This window comes from Betaproteobacteria bacterium, from assembly GCA_016720065.1.
GTDB lineage: Bacteria > Pseudomonadota > Gammaproteobacteria > Burkholderiales > Rhodocyclaceae > SSSZ01.
The window spans coordinates 1,871,276-1,888,177 of the sequence record JADJXY010000002.1; the positions used below are offsets into that span (position 1 = coordinate 1,871,276).

Annotated in this window: 14 protein-coding genes; all 14 read right to left on the bottom strand. The window is 64.2% G+C overall.

Going from position 1 to position 16,902, the window contains the following annotated elements; genetic code table 11:
* Positions 1–80: 80 nt before the first annotated feature.
* The 14 genes from IPM73_11940 to IPM73_12005 all read right to left on the bottom strand — a co-directional run bounded on the left by IPM73_11940 (position 81) and on the right by IPM73_12005 (position 16,901).
* Complete coding sequence (locus IPM73_11940) at positions 81–2,000, bottom strand: chemotaxis protein CheA (GenBank protein ID MBK8918722.1); 1,920 nt, start codon at positions 1,998–2,000, stop codon at positions 81–83.
* Between the two features lie 10 nt (positions 2,001–2,010).
* Positions 2,011–2,883, bottom strand: a complete 873-nt coding sequence (cheZ, locus tag IPM73_11945) for a protein phosphatase CheZ (GenBank protein MBK8918723.1) — start codon at positions 2,881–2,883, stop codon at positions 2,011–2,013.
* A gap of 11 nt (positions 2,884–2,894) precedes the next feature.
* Positions 2,895–3,290 (bottom strand): chemotaxis response regulator CheY, encoded by a 396-nt coding sequence (cheY, locus tag IPM73_11950; protein MBK8918724.1) that lies wholly within the window; start codon positions 3,288–3,290, stop codon positions 2,895–2,897.
* A gap of 15 nt (positions 3,291–3,305) precedes the next feature.
* A complete protein-coding gene (locus tag IPM73_11955; GenBank protein MBK8918725.1) occupies positions 3,306–4,244 on the bottom strand; it encodes a chemotaxis protein CheV in 939 nt (312 codons plus the stop codon).
* A gap of 18 nt (positions 4,245–4,262) precedes the next feature.
* Positions 4,263–5,228 carry a chemotaxis protein CheV gene (locus tag IPM73_11960; protein ID MBK8918726.1) on the bottom strand — a complete coding sequence of 322 codons (966 nt, stop codon included), beginning with the start codon at positions 5,226–5,228 and terminating at the stop codon, positions 4,263–4,265.
* 180 nt (positions 5,229–5,408) lie between these two features.
* Positions 5,409–5,714, bottom strand: coding sequence for an STAS domain-containing protein (locus IPM73_11965; protein MBK8918727.1), 306 nt, complete (start codon positions 5,712–5,714; stop codon positions 5,409–5,411).
* 96 nt (positions 5,715–5,810) lie between these two features.
* Positions 5,811–6,857, bottom strand: a complete 1,047-nt coding sequence (locus IPM73_11970; protein ID MBK8918728.1) for a chemotaxis response regulator protein-glutamate methylesterase — start codon at positions 6,855–6,857, stop codon at positions 5,811–5,813.
* A 33-nt stretch (positions 6,858–6,890) separates the two neighbouring features.
* Positions 6,891–7,499 carry a chemoreceptor glutamine deamidase CheD gene (gene cheD / locus IPM73_11975; protein ID MBK8918729.1) on the bottom strand — a complete coding sequence of 203 codons (609 nt, stop codon included), beginning with the start codon at positions 7,497–7,499 and terminating at the stop codon, positions 6,891–6,893.
* A gap of 8 nt (positions 7,500–7,507) precedes the next feature.
* The gene (locus IPM73_11980) at positions 7,508–8,404 is read right to left on the bottom strand and encodes a chemotaxis protein CheR (GenBank protein ID MBK8918730.1); all 897 of its coding nucleotides are present in this window, start codon (positions 8,402–8,404) and stop codon (positions 7,508–7,510) included.
* A 2-nt stretch (positions 8,405–8,406) separates the two neighbouring features.
* Positions 8,407–10,245 carry a HAMP domain-containing protein gene (locus tag IPM73_11985; GenBank protein ID MBK8918731.1) on the bottom strand — a complete coding sequence of 613 codons (1,839 nt, stop codon included), beginning with the start codon at positions 10,243–10,245 and terminating at the stop codon, positions 8,407–8,409.
* A gap of 939 nt (positions 10,246–11,184) precedes the next feature.
* Positions 11,185–13,524 (bottom strand): PAS domain S-box protein, encoded by a 2,340-nt coding sequence (locus IPM73_11990; GenBank protein ID MBK8918732.1) that lies wholly within the window; start codon positions 13,522–13,524, stop codon positions 11,185–11,187.
* A 54-nt stretch (positions 13,525–13,578) separates the two neighbouring features.
* A complete protein-coding gene (locus tag IPM73_11995; protein MBK8918733.1) occupies positions 13,579–14,070 on the bottom strand; it encodes a chemotaxis protein CheW in 492 nt (163 codons plus the stop codon).
* 19 nt (positions 14,071–14,089) lie between these two features.
* The gene (locus tag IPM73_12000) at positions 14,090–16,492 is read right to left on the bottom strand and encodes a chemotaxis protein CheW (GenBank protein MBK8918734.1); all 2,403 of its coding nucleotides are present in this window, start codon (positions 16,490–16,492) and stop codon (positions 14,090–14,092) included.
* Between the two features lie 43 nt (positions 16,493–16,535).
* The gene (locus IPM73_12005; protein ID MBK8918735.1) at positions 16,536–16,901 is read right to left on the bottom strand and encodes a response regulator; all 366 of its coding nucleotides are present in this window, start codon (positions 16,899–16,901) and stop codon (positions 16,536–16,538) included.
* Position 16,902: the final 1 nt, after the last annotated feature.

Below are 16,902 nucleotides of genomic sequence, written 5' to 3' on the forward strand. Positions count from 1 at the left end.
GTAAGTCGATGACAGAAAGGTAAACTTCAAAAGGAAACGGGGGCCGAAGCCCCCGTTAAGCCGTTGACCCCAAAGGCGAATCAGGCGAGTTGCAGAGCCCGCATGCCGCGATCGACGTCCGGGTGCTGCCCGAGGTCGCTGAGCAATTCCTTCATGTCCAGGATGAGGACGATCTGGCCATTGGACAGGGTGGTGACGCCGGCCACCCCCCGCGGACGGAAGTCTTCCAGGGACTTGATGACCGCGTCGTCCCGGCCGGCAAAGCTGTCTACCCCCAGGATGAAGCTGCGCTCCGCCGTCTGCATGAAGACCCCGTATTCGGGATGACGGTCGAGGGGCCAGCCCAGGAGGCGTGCCAGGGAGATGACGGGCAGGACTTCGCCACGCACCACCAGGGTTTCCTTGCCGCCCACTTCCTGAATCTTGTCGTGCTCGATCGGCAGGATTTCGCGCACCAGGGACAGCGGCAGCGCGAACGGCTGGTCGCCCAGCAGCACCAGAAGCACCGGCAGGATGGCGAGGGTCAGCGGCAGGGAGATGACGAAGACCGATCCCTTGCCTGGCTCGGAGCGAATGTCGATGGAGCCGTTGAGCTTCTGGATGTTGGTCTTGACCACGTCCATGCCGACCCCGCGCCCCGAGACGTCGGAAATCTGTGTCTTGGTCGAGAAACCGGGCAGGAAGATGAGATTGAGACTCTGGCGTTCGTCCAGGGTATTGGCTTCCTCTTCCGAAATCAGGCCTTTCTCCACGGCCTTGGCACGGATGCGCTCGGCGCTCATGCCCTTGCCGTCGTCGGCGATGATGAGGACGATGTGATCGCCTTCCTGGCGCGCCTCCAGCCGGACAAGGCTCTTTTCCGGCTTGCCGGCCGCCTTGCGCTCCGGAGGAATCTCGACGCCATGATCGACGGCATTGCGGATCAGGTGGATGAGGGGATCGGCCAGATCCTCGATCATGGTCTTGTCGACTTCGGTTTCCTCACCCGCCAGGACGAGTTCGACGTCCTTGCCCAGTTGCCGTGCCAGATCCCGGGCGATGCGGGGATATTTCTGGAACAAGCGGCCGATGGGCTGCATGCGGGTCTTCATGACCGAGTTCTGCAGGTCCGAGACCAGCAAATCAAGCTGGCTCACCGCCTGATCGAGGGCATGCAGGGTTTCCGAATCACTCTTTCCAGCCAGGATGTCGGCCCGCAGGCTGGTGAGACGGTTCTTGGTCAGGCCGATTTCGCCAGAGAGGTTGAGCACCTGGTCCAGGCGGGCCGTATCGACCCGAATCGTGTTTTCCCGTGCACGCTCGTCGGTGCGACGGCCGACGGAACTGGCACCTGGCTTGTCCGTCGAACGCCGGCCATAGGGCGCAGGCGCCGCAGCGGACGCTGCCGCGGGTGCCGGCGTTCCGGCTGGCTGGACGATCATTTCGGCCGATGCAGCCGGCGTCGGGGCCGGTACCGGGGCCGCCGGTGCTGGACTGGGTTGGCCAGCCGCAGCGGCATGCAGGGCGTTCCAGTCCGGCCCCCCCTCGGCAGCCGGCGCCGCCGCAGCGGGCGCCGCCGGCGCAGCCGCCGGAGGCGGAGGCGCCGCAACTGGGGCATGCCCCGCCGCCCCTTCACCCAGGGCGGCATGGAGCGCTGCGAGAACTTCCGGGTCGGCCGGCTGGGGCTGGACCGCCTGGGAAAGCTCGCCGAACATCTCCCGCACTCCCTTGGTCGCCGCCATGATGGTGTCCATCAACTCCGGGCTGAGGTGAAGCTCGGCGTTGCGCAGGCGGTCGAAAAGGTTCTCGGTGAGATGGCAGAGGGTGACCAGCTCCGTGGCGTTGAGGAACCCGGCGCCCCCCTTGATGGTGTGGAAGCCGCGGAAGATGTCGTTCAACAGCCCGCGATCATCGGGCATGCGTTCCAGATCGACGAGCTTGTTATCCACGTCGGACAACAGGTCGTGGGCTTCCTGCAGGAAATCCTGCAGCAGATCCTCCATGCCGCCAAAGTCGCTCATGGCCCTCTCCTCAGAATCCGAGACTGTCGAGCAGGTCGTCCACCTGCCCCTGGTCGACGACGACGTCGGTGCGCCCTTCGGCGGAAATCACCGGGCCGTTCATCAGGCTGTTCACTTCTTCCGTACGCTTCTGCTCGGGCACCACTTCGATCAGCAGGCCCATCATGCTCTGTTCGAGAACCTGGGACAGGTTGACGATTTTCTTGATGACCTGCCCGGTGAGATCCTGGAAGTCCTGGGCCATCATGATTTCGGTCAGTTGGGCGTGGGTCGCCCGGGTCTTCTCCGGCACCTTCTGGTTCAGGAAGGCCCGCGTCTCGGCAGCCAGCACCTTGAATTCCTCGACCCCCAACTGGTTGGCAAAGACCTTGTCCCAACGGGCGCCCAGATCCCGAGCCCCATTTTCGATCTCGTCGACCAGAGGGCCGGCGACATCGGTGGCGTTGAGCACGCGACAGGCGGCCTGCTCGGTCAGATTGGCCACGTAGGCCAGCCGGTCCTGGGCGTCCACATTGGCTGATACGGTCTGCTCCAGGAGCTTCTCGTAACCCAGTTCCCGCAGGGTGTCGTGCAACTGCCGCGCCATATGGCCGACGCGGTTGAATACCGACTCCTGCTGGGGCCAGCCGCCGACCTCGGCAGGGGCTGCGGGCGCCGCTTCCGGCTCGGGGGTCGCAGCAGCGTGATATTCGTTGGACACGCTATCGAAGAGCGACTGCAAATCGTCGTTGTCGCCAACGGCTGAAGCCGCTGCGGCAGGCGCAGGGGGGGCGGCAGGTGCCGCAACGGGCGCAGGCGCGGCCACCGGAGCGGCGTGCTGGACGTCGGAAGCGATGCTGTCGAACAAGGCTTCCAGTTCGTTGGAATCGTTATTGGCGGTCATATCGGACCCTTTCAGCCCTGGCCCATCTTCTCAAAAATCTTGTTCAGCTTTTCCGACAGCGTGCCAGCAGTGAAGGGCTTGACGATGTAGCCACTGGCGCCCGCCTGCGCGGCGGCGATGATGTTCTCCTTCTTGGCCTCGGCCGTGATCATCAGCACGGGGAGGTGTTTCAGATTGGGGGTAGAACGGATGGTTTGCAGCAGGGTCAGGCCGTCCATGTTGGGCATGTTCCAGTCGGTGACCACGAACTCGAAGCCGCCGGCCTGGAGCTTTTGCAGGGCGATCGCCCCGTCTTCGGCCTCATCGACGTTGGTGTAGCCCAGTTCCTTCAGAAGGTTGCGCACGATACGGCGCATGGTGGAAAAGTCATCCACCACGAGAAATCTCATTTTGGGATCAGCGGACATTCAATACTCCAGGGTTCAGCGTTCGAGCAAGGGTCGCAAGGTATCGGCCAGGGCCTCGGCGTCGAATTTGGCCACGTAGGCGTCCACGCCGACAGACTTGCCCATGGCCCGGTTGGCCTCGGAAGAAAGCGACGAATGCATGACGATGGGCACCCCCTCGAAACGCGGGTCGCTCTTGATGTTCTTGGTCAGCACATAGCCGTCCATTTCGGGCATTTCGGCATCGACCAGCACCAGCCTGACTTCGTCACGCATGCGACGGCCCGTCTGATGAGCGTGGGCGGCGATGGCCTGCAGGCGGGTCCAGGCTTCGGCCCCGTTGGTGGCGTGTTTGTGACGCACGCCCAGCTTCTCGAGCACCTCGGTAATCTTGCGCCGGGCCACGATGGAGTCGTCCACGAAGAAAACGCTGGTGTCCTCGTCGACCCGGGCCGGAGGAATGTCGATGATGACCGCTTCACCGAATGCATTGGCGAGGATCTGCTCGACGTCGAGGATGGAAACCAGGTGACCGCTCTCCAGCTCGATGACCGCCGTGATGAGGCCCTGATTGGCAGTCAGCACGCTCTCTGGGGCCTTGACCCGTTCCCAATCCACCCGAATGATGCGATCAACGTCCTGTACGAGGAAACCCAGGGTCCGCTTGGAGTACTCGGCCACCATCATGGTCTTGCCCAGACCCGGAGGCCGCCCCTCGAGTTGAAGGAAGGGGGCCAGCGAGAGCACCGGAATGACGTTGCCGCGCAGCGAAATGAGCCCCTCGACACCCCGAGGCATATTGGGCGTCTTGGTGATGTGGGGTGTACGCCCCACCTCGCGCACCTTGAAGACGTTGATCCCGAAAGTCTCCCGCGTGCCCAGAGAGAAGAGCAGGATTTCCATTTTGTTGGAACCGGCGAGCCGCGTGCGCGCATCGACGCTATCCAGCAGATTCTTGTTTTCGACCATTTCCATGGTGGCTTCCCTTCGGCGTCAAGCGGCCTTGGCCGGAACCGAGCCCATCAGGCGGCGGGAGAGCGTCTCGGATAGACGCTGGGGCTCGAACTTGGGCACGTATTCATCCACCCCCACCGACTGGCCAAGCTTCTGGTTCGACATGCCGGAAAGAGAGGAATGCATGATGACCGGAACGCCGGCAAAGCGCGGATCGGACTTCATGCGCTTGGTGAGAATGTAGCCGTCCATTTCCGGCATTTCGATATCGGTGAGGACGAGGCTGATGAGTTCTGCGGCGGGCTTGCCGATGGACTGGGCGTAAGCAGCCATCTTCTCCAGTTCGTCCCACATCTGCCGCCCGTTGATGGCCGAAACCGACTTGACCCCCATGACGGCCAGCGTACGCTCGATCTGCTTGCGCGCCACGCTGGAATCGTCGCAATAGAAGACGGTGGCTTCGGGCCGATTCACCTGGACCACGCTGCGGTACATGAGATCGTCGTCGTAGGAGGTGGTTTCGGACAGGATGCGTTCGACATCCATCATCATGACCAGGCGGCCGTCGTCGAGTTCGGTCACCGCGGTGACCAGACCGCCGGTCTGGGCGGTCAGCATTTCAGGCGGCACCCGCATCTTGCTCCAGTCCAGGCGCAGGATGGTATCGACGCCCTCGACCAGAAAACCCTGGGTGTGCCCGGCGTATTCGGTGACGATCATGATGTCCCGGGGCGTCGTCGCCGTGATTCCCGAGTATTTGGCCAGATCGATGACCGGAACCAGAACGCCGCGCAGGCTGACCATACCCTCCACCGACGCGGGCATGTCGGGGGCCGCCGTAATGGGCGGCGTACGCATCACTTCGCGCACTTTGAAGACGTTGATGCCGTAGGTTTCGCGACGGCCGGTGCGCTGGTCCTCGCCCAGGAAGAAGAGCAGGATCTCGAGCTTGTTGGTCCCCGCAAGCTTGGTTCTCGCGTCGATGTTCTTGAGCAGATCAGACATTCCACACCCCTCTTCCCGACACGCCGAACCCGCGGCAAGCCTCTTCCGGCAACGGTAATTCAAGCATACACAGTTTCATCACAAGGTAAAACCTGATTCTATCCAGGCCAATCGCCGCAAAGCCCCATCAGTCGCGGACTTTGCCCCCGAAGGGCTTATCGGCCACGGCGCCGCTTTCCTTTAGGAAATGCGGAACAGCTTGCCGAAATTGGCGATGTCGAGCACCTGCTTCACATTGCCGCCGACGTTGACCAGCAGGACGTCCTTGCCCGCACCGGTCACCTTGTCGCGCAGCATGAGCAGCATGCCCAGAGCCGAGCTGTCCAGGTAATCGACGCCGGAAAAATCCACCCCCACCTCGCGGACGGCGGCATCGCCCACCAAGCCCTCGTAGGCGGCGCGAAAATCGCGGTGGGTATTGAAATCGAAACGGCCGGAAAGCTTGATGACAGCTTTGCTCCCCTCCTTGGTCACGCTAGCCTGCATGGTGTCTCCTCTCCTCTTCTTTATGTCTGGCACCCGCAAGCGCCAACGGTGCCCTAGTGTAATACGCCTCGCGGGGCTTGCGGGAGCCCCTGCCCTTCAACGCCCCGCCGCAGCAAGGACTTTGCGCGCCATATCGGCCAGGCTGCACTGCTCCTCGACCGCGCCGACCAGGAAGGCCTCCCGCGGCATGCCGTACACCACACAACTGCCTTCGTCCTGACCGAAGGTCCGTGCTCCCGCCTGGCGCAGGCGCAGAAGCCCCTGGGCGCCATCCTTGCCCATGCCGGTAAGGATGGTCGCGACCGCCTGCCGCCCGACGACTTCTGCCGCCGAATCGAAGAGCACGTCCACGGACGGGCGGTGACGATTGACCGGCGGCGTGGACTGCAACTCGGTGGTGAAGCCCGACGCCCCGCGCCGGATACGCAGATGCGAGTGACCGGGAGCGATATAGACCGTGCCGGGCTCGACCCGCTCGTTGCCCGCCGCTTCGATGACCCGCGGGGCGGAGAGACTGTCGAGCCGCTTGGCGAAAGACGCCGTAAATGATTCGGGCATGTGCTGCACGATCAGAATGGGCGGGCAGTCTGCCGGCACGCCGGACAGGAAGTGCTTGATGGCTTCGGTACCCCCCGTCGAGGCCCCGACGAAGATGATCTTGTTGATGATGCCTCCTCGATTGACGGGAACGTTGGCCCGTGCGGGCGCGGCCGCAACCGGAAGCGGCAAGGTGCGCAAGCGCGCGCCCCGCGCGGCGCGCAGCTTCTCGGCCAGATCCTCGGCGTACTCCTCCATGGTCTGCCCGGCGTCGGAACGGGGCTTGCCGATGAAATCGACGGCCCCGAGTTCCAGGGCGCGCAGGGTGGTGTCGGAACCGGCCTCGGTATAGGCGGAAACCATGACCACCGGCATGGGGCGCAAACGCATCAGACGTTCGAGGAAGACCAGGCCGTCCATGCCCGGCATTTGCACGTCCAGGGTCAGCACGTCCGGGTTGAGCGCCTTGATCATCTCCCGCGCCGCCTGGGCGTCGGGGGCGGCCCCGACGACTTCGAGGTCGGGGAAGGCGCCGATCATTTCGGTCAGGAGCCCGCGCATCAGGGCGGAATCGTCGACGACGAGGACGCGTATCCTGGAGTTCATGAGGTTTTGAGCCTTGCGACGATCATCGCCGCCTTAGACGAAGAGTTCGACATCGCCTTCCACCTTGGCCGTGCTGAGCCGCGTCTTGTATTCGCGCTCGCGGCTGAAGAGGGTGTCGTTGTGCACCCGGTGCAGCTTCTTGACCAGCACGCGACCGCTCTTGGGAAAGTAGTACACCTTGCGGGGATAGGAATCGAGCAGGTCCTTGGCGACGACGGGCACCTTTTCCGTATTCAAGAACTTGAGCACGAACTCGGCGTTCCTCACCCCGACGTTGCTGCTCGAAAGGCTCTCCATGACCGCGCCCCCCCCGAAGACCTTGGCCTCCAGACGATTGCGGCGCGCCCCCAGTTTCAGGAGGTGATTGATGAGCACTTCCATGGCATAGGTGCCGTAGCGGGCGGAGGTACTCAGCACTTCGCGTCCCCCTTCGTCGGGAAGCATGAAGTGATTCATGCCGCCCACCCCCGAATCCACATCGCGGATGCAGGCCGCGACGCAGGAGCCCAGGACGGTCACCAGCAACATGTCCTGGGTGGTGACGAAATACTCCCCCGGCAGAATCTTGGCCGCCTGGGCCTCGAAATGCCGGTCGAAGTAGCGATTGGTCGCCAGATGTTCGTCGAAGGCGTGGGTGCTCACGGCAATCCTCAGCGTCCGCGATTGCTGCGGGTCGGCGCGTATACGGTCTTGCCCAGGGAGCGGAACAGGTCGGCGGCGTGGAGAAAGCTCTCGGAATGGCCTGCAAACATGAGGCCGTCGTTTTCCATCATGGGTTCGAAGCGGGAGAGAATCTTGTACTGGGTCGGCTTATCGAAATAAATCATCACGTTGCGGCAGAAGATCACGTCCAGAGGCCCCCGCACCGGCCAGTTGGGCTCCAGCAGGTTGATGCGCTGGAACTGGATCAGGCGCTTCAATTCGGGTCGCACGGCGACCATGCCCTCCTGGGCGCCCGTGCCCTTGAGGAAGAAGCGGCGCAGGCGCTCCTGCTCCAGTTTCTCGACCCGCTCGATGGGGTAGACCCCTTTCTGCGCCGTGGCGAGAACGTTGGTATCCAGGTCGGAGGCGAAAATCGAGACGTGGGAGACGTCGCTGCCAAAGGTTTCCAGAACGGTGATGGCGATGGAGTAGGGCTCTTCCCCGGTGGACGAGGCAGAACACCAGACCCGGATGGGCCGCCGCGTCCCCAGCCGCTTGAGATGATCGGCGAAGATGGGGAAATGGTGCGGCTCGCGGAAAAATGAGGTCAGGTTGGTCGTGAGCGAATTGACGAAACGCTCCCACTCGTCGCCGCCGTCCTTTTCCAGGGCATCGAGATATTCGGCAAAGCTGTTCTTGCCCGTGGCGCGCAGCCGCCGCGCCAGCCGGGAATACACCATGTCCTGCTTGACGGGGGAGAGCGAAATGCCGGCGTGGGCGTAGATCAACTTCCTGACCCGCTCGAAATCGGTCGAGGAAAAACTGAATTCCCGCGCCCCTCCCTCCCGCGGCGGAGGCGGCCGCAGGGGGGCGGGATTTCCGGGACGACTATCGCCGAGGGCCATGGTCAGAACTCTTCCCATTCATCGTCCGGTCCGGAAACCGGCAGCTTCGCCGCGGGTTTCGCAACCCGGACCGGTTCGCTGTGTTGCAGGGCCGGCCTGGGACGGGCCTGGGGAGCGCGCTCGGGCGTCAGACGCCTGCTCTGCTGCGGCGCGGACTCGCTGCCGGTGCGGAAGACGGCCACGGCGGAAGCGAGCGCGTGGGCCTGCTCCTCCAGGCTTTCGGCCGCCGCCGCCGCTTCTTCCACCAGGGCCGCGTTCTGCTGCGTCACTTCGTCCATCTGGCTCACCGCCAGACTGACCTGCTCGATGCCCGAACTCTGCTCCCGACTGGCCGAGGAAATGTCCGCCATGATCTTCGCCACCCGTTCGATGGCGCTCACCACTTCTTCCATGGTCCGGCCCGCCTGCTCCACTTGCTTGTTGCCGGCTTCCACCCGTTCCACCGAATCCGAGATCAGACCCTTGATCTCCTTCGCCGCATTGGCACTCCTCTGGGCCAGGTTTCGCACTTCCGTCGCCACCACGGCAAAGCCCCGTCCCTGCTCCCCTGCCCGCGCGGCTTCCACCGCCGCGTTCAGGGCCAGAATGTTGGTCTGGAAGGCTATGCCGTCGATCACGCCGATGATGTCCGCGATCTTGGCGCTCGACTGGTGGATGGCGCTCATGGTCTGCACCACCTGCCCCACCACCGCACCGCCCCGGGTCGCCACTTCCTGCGCCGTCCCCGCCAGTTCGTTGGCTTGCCGCGCGTTGTCCGCGTTCTGCTTCACCGTGCTGGTCAGCTGTTCCATGCTCGAGGCCGTCTCTTCCAGGCTGGACGCCTGTTCTTCCGTGCGGCCCGACAGATCCTGGTTCCCCGAAGCGATCTCCTTCGCCGCCGTGTTGATCGCCTCCGTCGCCCCCTTGATCTGACCGACGATCTCCTGCAGGTTGTCGACGGTGGCGTTGGCATCGTTCTTCAGCTGGCCCAGCATGCCGCGGTAGTCGGTGTCGATCTTGTGGGTGAGGTCACCGGCGGAGAGCCGCTGCAGCATGGTAGCCACGTCGCCCAGGGCACGGTTGTTGGCATCCAGCAAATCGTTGATGCCCGTGGAGAGCTTGCGGAAGAAGCCGCTCATGCCGGCCGCGTCGAGGCGCTGGCTGAAATCCCCGGCCACGGCGGCTTCGATGATGGCGGAAACTTCGCTTTCGATATTGACTTCCGCCGTGCGGTCGCGCCATTCGACCACCGTCCCCAGACGCTCGCCACGGGCGTTGACGATGGGGGCGGCCACCAGGGCAAAGTGACGACCGCCAACGACGATTTCCGTGCGGTATCCCTCGCGCAGGCCGGCCAGCATGTTGCGCTGGTGGGCCGGGTTCTTGTGGTAGACGTCGAAATTGGAACCCAGGATGCCGTCGGCACGGAAATTGGGCAGGTCGCGGCGCAGATCGGCCTCGGCCTGACGCATCATCTCGATCACCGCTTTATTGCAGTAGATGATCTTGCCGTCCGGGTCGGCGATCATGACATTGGTCGAGGTCACGTCCAGGGCCACCTTGACCCGCAGGTTTTCGTTATTGACCCGGGCGTCGGCCTCCAGGCGCTCCCGTAGCTGTTTCTGCATCTCGTCCAGCCGGCCAATGAGATGGCCGATTTCGTCGGAAGTCCCGGCGGTGAGAGGAACATCGAAGCGTCCGCCGGCAATCTGGTCGAGGGCCGAAGAGGCCTGGACGATACCCCCGTTGACCTTGCGCAGGATGACGAAACCGACCCCTCCCGCCAAGGCGATGATGGCCAGCACGCCGCCCAGCACCAGGAGACGCTGGTTGCGAATGGCGCTGATGCGGGTCGTCAGCATGGTATCCAGGGAACTGACTCCGTCGTCGTAGAGCTTGAAGGCGGCGTCAATGGCACGGGTGGTCTCGTCAAAGTAGCGGACCGGATCGTAGGCCAGGGTCTCGGCCCGCAGAATGTTCTGTTCCACGTTGCTGACGAAGAGGGCAATGCCGCTCTTGGCTTCGTCGAAGAGCGGCTTGAGATGGGTAGCAGCCTCCGGGTTGGCGCCGAAGACCTTGGTGCCGGCATCGAGGATGGCCTTCTCCCGCACCCTGATTTCGGCAAAGGCGCCGATGAGGGTGTCGCGCCGATCCTGGGTGAGGCTTTTCTCAGCCAGCACAAGCGAGCCCATGGCACGGCTCTGGCCCATGCGCTCGGTAGTCGGCGGCAATTCGATCACGGCGAGAAGCATGGTGTAGAAACTGTCCAGGTCGGGGTCGAGGACCAGGCCGGACTGGTCGGCCACCGCGGTCATGGCTTCCAGCAGGGTACGGATCAGTTCTGTGTGCTGGCTGGCGTTGGTCTGGGGATTCAAGCCGGCGTAGCTGCCGCGCAGGGTCTGCCAGCCGGCCCGAAACTTCTCCCAGGCCTCCACCTTGCCCAGATCGCCTCCGTGGGCGGAGAGGGCCGCATCGACGCGCTGCACGGCAGCATCGACGCCCGATCGCGCCTGAGCGACCTTGTCCCGAAACTGCTCCTTGCCCGACAGGAGCGAGGTGCTGGCCCCCCGATGGCGCTGAATGTCCTGGAGAACGAGGCGCATCTCCTTATGCACGGCCACGCCTGAGCGCTCCAGATCGGCCACCGTGATGCGCTCCGCGAAGCCCTGCAGGAGGGGCACGGTGGGCACCGCTGCGGCGAGCGCCGCGAGCAGTCCCAGGGCCAGGAATTTATGGGCAAGCTTGCCGGTCAGGGCTTTCATCGGTCGATCTCCATTGATGCAGCAGCCGGGGTACCCCGGTCAGAATTCTTCCCACTCGTCGTCCAGGGACGCGGGCAAGGCCTTCCCGGCCTTGCGCCCCCCCTGCTTGTCCACCGTTGCGGCCTGGGGTCTGGCGCTTGCCGCAAGGCGCGGCGCGGCCCCATCCCTGCCGGTGCGGAAGACGGCCACGGCGGAGGCGAGCGCGTGGGCCTGCTCCTCCAGGCTTTCGGCCGCCGCCGCCGCTTCTTCCACCAGGGCCGCGTTCTGCTGCGTCACTTCGTCCATCTGGCTCACCGCCAGACTGACCTGCTCGATGCCCGAACTCTGCTCCCGACTGGCCGAGGAAATGTCCGCCATGATCTTCGCCACCCGTTCGATGGCGCTCACCACTTCTTCCATGGTCCGGCCCGCCTGCTCCACTTGCTTGTTGCCGGCTTCCACCCGTTCCACCGAATCCGAGATCAGACCCTTGATCTCCTTCGCCGCATTGGCACTCCTCTGGGCCAGGTTTCGCACTTCCGTCGCCACCACGGCAAAGCCCCGTCCCTGCTCCCCTGCCCGCGCGGCTTCCACCGCCGCGTTCAGGGCCAGAATGTTGGTCTGGAAGGCTATGCCGTCGATCACGCCGATGATGTCCGCGATCTTGGCGCTCGACTGGTGGATGGCGCTCATGGTCTGCACCACCTGCCCCACCACCGCACCGCCCCGGGTCGCCACTTCCTGCGCCGATCCGGCCAGTTCGTTGGCTTGCCGCGCGTTGTCCGCGTTCTGCTTCACCGTGCTGGTCAGCTGTTCCATGCTCGAGGCCGTCTCTTCCAGGCTGGACGCCTGTTCTTCCGTGCGGCCCGACAGATCCTGGTTCCCCGAAGCGATCTCCTTCGCCGCCGTGTTGATCGCCTCCGTCGCTCCCTTGATCTGACCCACGATCTCCTGCAGGCGGCCGACGGTGAGGTTGGCGTCGTCCTTCAGCTGGCCGAAGGTGCCGGAATAGTCCGCCTGGATGGTCTTGGTGAGGTCGCCATCGGCCATGGCGGCCAGGACGTGGGCCACGTCGTCGAGACCCCGCTGGCTGGTTTCCAGCAGACGGTTGAGATCGTTGGCCAGGGTGAGGAAGAAACCTTGCTTGCCCGTGGTGGCCACGCGCCGGGTAAAGTCCCCATTGGCAGCGCCGGACACGATGCCGGCCACTTCGTCCTCCACCGCGACTTCCGCCGTGCGGTCCTGCCATTCCACGGCGGAACCCAGGCGCTGCCCGCGGTCATTCACCACAGGCGTTACCGCCAGGGCAAAGGTGCGGCCGCCAACCTTGATGCTGGCCCGATGGGTACCGGACAGCTTGGCCAGCATGCCGCGCTGGTGGGCCGGGTTCTTGTGGAAGATGTCGATGTTGGCGCCCATGAGAGCGGCACGGGAAAACTGCGGCAAATCCTTGCGGATGTCGGTCTCGGCGACGGCGAACATCTCGTGGATGGCCTTGTTCATGTAAATGATGTTGTTGCCGTCGTCGGCGATCATGACGTTGGTCGCCACGTTGTCCAGGCCGATGCGGATGCGCAGGTTCTCTTCGCTCTCCCGACGCGCCTCGGCCACGTCGCAGCCCAGTTTGATCTGCATGGACTGCATGGCCTGGAGCACCTGGCCGATTTCGTCGTTGCGGTCGAAGGCAAAGCGGTTGTCGTAGGTGCCCGCGGCGATGGCGCGGAAGGTGTCGGTGATGAGAGCGAGGGGCTTGCGGATATTGCCGGCCAAGAGACGCACAAGGACAAAGCCGGCCACCGCCGCAACGACGGCAACGGGTAACGCGGCGCCCGGCATGAAACTGCCCAGGAGCCCGACCCCCAGCATGGCGGCCACAAGAAGGCCAAAGATGAGGTTGAGCTTCGCCGAGAGCGACAGGTCGCGCAGCTTCGCGCCCAGGCCCTCGCCACCGGGGACAACCGCCCCCCGCACGACGCGCAGATTGCCCTGGCGCTTGCCCACAAACTGCCGGTAGATGGCGGCGACCTGCTGGATGGTCGCCGGGTCGGCCTTGCGGCGCACGGACATGTAGCCCGTCACCTGGCCGTTCTCCCAGATCGGTGTGGCGTTGGCCTCGACCCAGTAGTAGTCGCCGTTCTTGCAGCGATTCTTGACGTAGCCTGTCCAGGGACGGTTCTGCTTCAGGGTGTCCCACAGATCCTGGAAGGCCTCCGCCGGCATGTCCGGGTGGCGTACGAGGTTGTGGGGCTCGCCGATCAGTTCCCGCTCGGTGAAGCCGCTGATTTCCAGGAAATCCCGGTTGACGTAGGTGATGCGCCCCTTGAGGTCGGTCTTGGAGACGATGAGGGTATCGTCCCGCAGGAGTACTTCCTTGTCGGTCACGGGCTGGTTGTTGCGCATGGTCTCTCTCCTCGGCTGGTTGCCGGCCCCGGGGCCGGCCAAAGGCGCGAACTCTTACTCGGCCGCGTCCATCAATTCCATGTCCCGGCTGGACATGAGCTGGGCGATGTCGGTCACGATCAGCATGCGGTTGTCGACGGTGGCCAGACCCAGGATGTACTTGGTGTCGAAGCTGGCCGAAAAATCGGGGGCCGGACGGATCTGCTGCGGCGTCATGGAAATGACGTCGGAGACACTATCGACCACGGCGCCGATGACGCGGCTGGCCACGTTGAGGATGATGACCACCGTGAAGGGGGTGTACTCGACCTGGGCCAGGTTGAACTTGATACGCAGGTCGACGATGGGCACGATGATGCCCCGCAGGTTGATGACGCCCTTGATGAAGGGCGGCGCATTGGCGATCAGGGTCGGTGCTTCGTAACCACGGATTTCCTGCACCTTCAGGATGTCGATGGCGTACTCCTCGGCCCCCAGGGTGAAGGTGAGGAATTCGCTGGCGACGAGATCCTCGTCGGCCACGGTGCCGGCTTGGCTATTGTCCATGTCTCGCTCCTTGGGGCCTTCAGGCCGCCTTCTGCAAATTCGATTTGGCCCGGCCGGCAAGGGCCGAGACGTCGAGGATCAAAGCCACATGACCATCGCCCATGATGGTCGCTCCCGAAACGCAGGGGACCCGGCGGTAGTTGGCTTCCAGGCTCTTGATGACCACCTGGTGCTGTCCCACCAGGGCATCGACGAAGAGCGCCGCCTTGGCGCCGTCCGCCTCCAGGATGACCATGATTCCCTGCGTAAACTCCGTGATGGCGTTGTCGAGGTTGAAGAGTTCGCGCAGCACCACCACGGGCAGGTACTCTCCCCGCACCTGGATCACCCGGGCAAGGTTGGAAAGGGTCTTGATGTCCCCCTCCTTGGGCTGCAGGGATTCCACCACGGAGGCCAGGGGAAGGATGTAGGTGTGCCCTCCCACCGCCACCGACATGCCGTCGAGAATGGCCAGGGTGAGGGGCAGGCGGACGGTCATGCGGGTGCCGATGCCGGCCATGGATTCGATATCGACCCGCCCGCCCATGGCCTGGATATTGCGCCGCACGACGTCCATGCCCACGCCGCGGCCGGAAACGTCGGTAACTTGCTCGGCAGTGGAGAACCCGGCTTCAAAGATGAGGTTGAAGACCTCGCCGTCGCTCATCTGGTCGGAGACCTGCAATCCCTTCTCCCGCGCCTTGGAGAGAATCCTCTGGCGGTTGAGCCCGGCACCGTCGTCGCCCACTTCGATGACGATATTGCCACCCTGGTGGTAGGCCTTGAGCGTGATCGTCCCGGCCGGATTCTTGCCCGCGGCGACGCGCTTCTCCGGCGACTCGATGCCGTGGTCCAGGCTGTTGCGAATGAGGTGGGTAAGGGGATCGGTAATGCGTTCGATGAGGCTTTTGTCGAGTTCCGTCGTTTCTCCCGAGGTGCGCAACTCGACCTGCTTGCCCAGCTTGCCCGACAAATCCCGCACGACGCGGGGAAAGCGCGAAAAGACGAAGGAGATCGGCAGCATGCGGATGGACATCACCGATTCCTGCAAATCCCGCGTATTGCGCTCCAGTTGGGCGAGCCCGGAAGTCAGGCGTTCCGGAGCCGCATCCTGCAATTGCACGGCGCACTGCTGCAGCATGGCCTGGGTAATGACCAGTTCTCCCACCAGATTGATGAGCTGGTCGACTTTTTCGACGCTGACCCGGATGGACGAATCCCCCGCGGCTGCGACTGGCGCGGCGGAGACCGGCTTGGGGCGGGACGCAGGCTCCCGGCTTGCGCTGGCGGCGGGCACGGGGACCGCAGGCGTCGCCGCTGAAGGGGCCTGAGAGGGCGCAGCTACAGGAGCCGCCCCCCCTGCCGGAAGTGGCGCAAAAAAGCCATATCCCTCGCCTTCCTCTGCGGGCAGGGTCTTGGCTGCGCTCGCGGCGCTGTCCCCCGTCGCCGCAGGGTTCGGCAAGGGCGCGAAAAAGCCGAAGCCATCTCCTTCCTCGGCAGCCGGCGGCACTGCCGCCGCCGGCACCGGCTCGAAGAAGCCGTAGGCCCCATCCGCCTCGGGCTTGATCTCCGCCCCCCCTGCCGGCGCATCTCCAGGCAGGGGCGCGAAGAACCCATAGGAGGCGTCATCGGCCGCCGCACCGGGAAAGGGATCGAAAAAGCCATAGCCTTCAGCCTCCACCGGGGTTCCGGGCGATCCTTCGAAGAGGCCAAAGACTTGATCCCCCGACCCGTTGCGCGAGGTATCTTCATCGACACGCCAGGCGCCTGCATCGGCGATGAAATCGAGTTGCTCTTCGAAGGCGTCCCGGGCGGCCTCGGTGGTCAGCCGCAGTTGCCAGAAGCCGACCCCGTCGCTTCCGGGCTCCGGTTGTCCAAGGGTCTCCAGTCCCCCCAGGCGCCGCAGATCCTCGATGAAATTGCGCACTCCGTCCCCCGCCGCCGAGGCCGCCGTGGGGACGAACTGGATGTCGTAGACCCGAGGGCCGGACGGCACCGGGGCAACGGGGGCAGGAGGTGCGTCCGGAGGCGACGCCGCCGGCACCTCGCCGGAATCCCCGGAGGAGAGCCGGCGTAAGCGTTCCCGCAGGGCCTCCGCCGCATCAGGGTCCACTTCCCCCTGTCCTTGGTGGGCCGCAAGCATGGCCTTGAGCAGGTCGCCGGCTTCCAGAAAGGCGTCGACCATGTCCGCGCGCAGGGCGAGTTCCTGCTTGCGAATGCGGTCAAGCAGGTTTTCCAGGATGTGGGTGGTCTGGGAAAGATCGGTAAAGCCGAAGGTTCCCGCGCTGCCCTTGATCGAGTGGGCAGCCCGGAAGATGGCATTCAGCTCCTCCGCATCCGGATTGCCGACGTCGAGTCCCAGGAGCAGCGATTCCATGGTGGCCAGGTGTTCCGCCGATTCCTCGAAGAACACCTGGTAGAACTGGCTCATGTCGATGGCCATGATTCCCCCTTCCCTTGCGGGTTGGCGTGCGGTCGAACCGGCGTCAGCCGATGACCTTGCGGACGACTTCGATGAGCTTCTGGGGATCGAAAGGCTTGACCAGCCAGCCGGTGGCTCCCGCCGCACGGCCCTGGGCCTTCATGGCATCGGACGACTCGGTGGTCAGCATGAGAATGGGCACCGAGGCGTACTGGGGCATGCCACGCAAGCTCTTGATGAGCGTAAGCCCATCCATGCGCGGCATGTTCTGGTCGGTCAGGACCAGATTGACGCTGCGCGCCTTGGCCTTGTCCAGGCCGTCCATGCCATCGACGGCCTCGACCACGTCGTAGCCGGCACTTTTCAGGGTGAAAGACACCATCTGACGGATGGATGCGGAGTCATCTACTGCAAGTATGGTCTTGGCCATG

What these genes read in the sequence shown, in the direction of transcription:
- IPM73_11960 (MBK8918726.1), bottom strand. Translation starts at nt 5,228, where the DNA reads ATGTCTGATCTGCTCAAGAACATCGACGCGAGAACCAAGCTTGCGGGG.
- IPM73_11980 (MBK8918730.1), bottom strand. Translation starts at nt 8,404, where the DNA reads ATGGCCCTCGGCGATAGTCGTCCCGGAAATCCCGCCCCCCTGCGGCCG.
- IPM73_11965 (MBK8918727.1), bottom strand. Translation starts at nt 5,714, where the DNA reads ATGCAGGCTAGCGTGACCAAGGAGGGGAGCAAAGCTGTCATCAAGCTT.
- IPM73_11995 (MBK8918733.1), bottom strand. Translation starts at nt 14,070, where the DNA reads ATGGACAATAGCCAAGCCGGCACCGTGGCCGACGAGGATCTCGTCGCC.
- IPM73_12005 (MBK8918735.1), bottom strand. Translation starts at nt 16,901, where the DNA reads ATGGCCAAGACCATACTTGCAGTAGATGACTCCGCATCCATCCGTCAG.
- IPM73_11955 (MBK8918725.1), bottom strand. Translation starts at nt 4,244, where the DNA reads ATGGAAATGGTCGAAAACAAGAATCTGCTGGATAGCGTCGATGCGCGC.
- cheY (MBK8918724.1), bottom strand. Translation starts at nt 3,290, where the DNA reads ATGTCCGCTGATCCCAAAATGAGATTTCTCGTGGTGGATGACTTTTCC.
- IPM73_12000 (MBK8918734.1), bottom strand. Translation starts at nt 16,492, where the DNA reads ATGGCCATCGACATGAGCCAGTTCTACCAGGTGTTCTTCGAGGAATCG.
- IPM73_11985 (MBK8918731.1), bottom strand. Translation starts at nt 10,245, where the DNA reads ATGCTGACGACCCGCATCAGCGCCATTCGCAACCAGCGTCTCCTGGTG.
- cheZ (MBK8918723.1), bottom strand. Translation starts at nt 2,883, where the DNA reads ATGACCGCCAATAACGATTCCAACGAACTGGAAGCCTTGTTCGACAGC.
- IPM73_11990 (MBK8918732.1), bottom strand. Translation starts at nt 13,524, where the DNA reads ATGCGCAACAACCAGCCCGTGACCGACAAGGAAGTACTCCTGCGGGAC.
- IPM73_11940 (MBK8918722.1), bottom strand. Translation starts at nt 2,000, where the DNA reads ATGAGCGACTTTGGCGGCATGGAGGATCTGCTGCAGGATTTCCTGCAG.
- IPM73_11970 (MBK8918728.1), bottom strand. Translation starts at nt 6,857, where the DNA reads ATGAACTCCAGGATACGCGTCCTCGTCGTCGACGATTCCGCCCTGATG.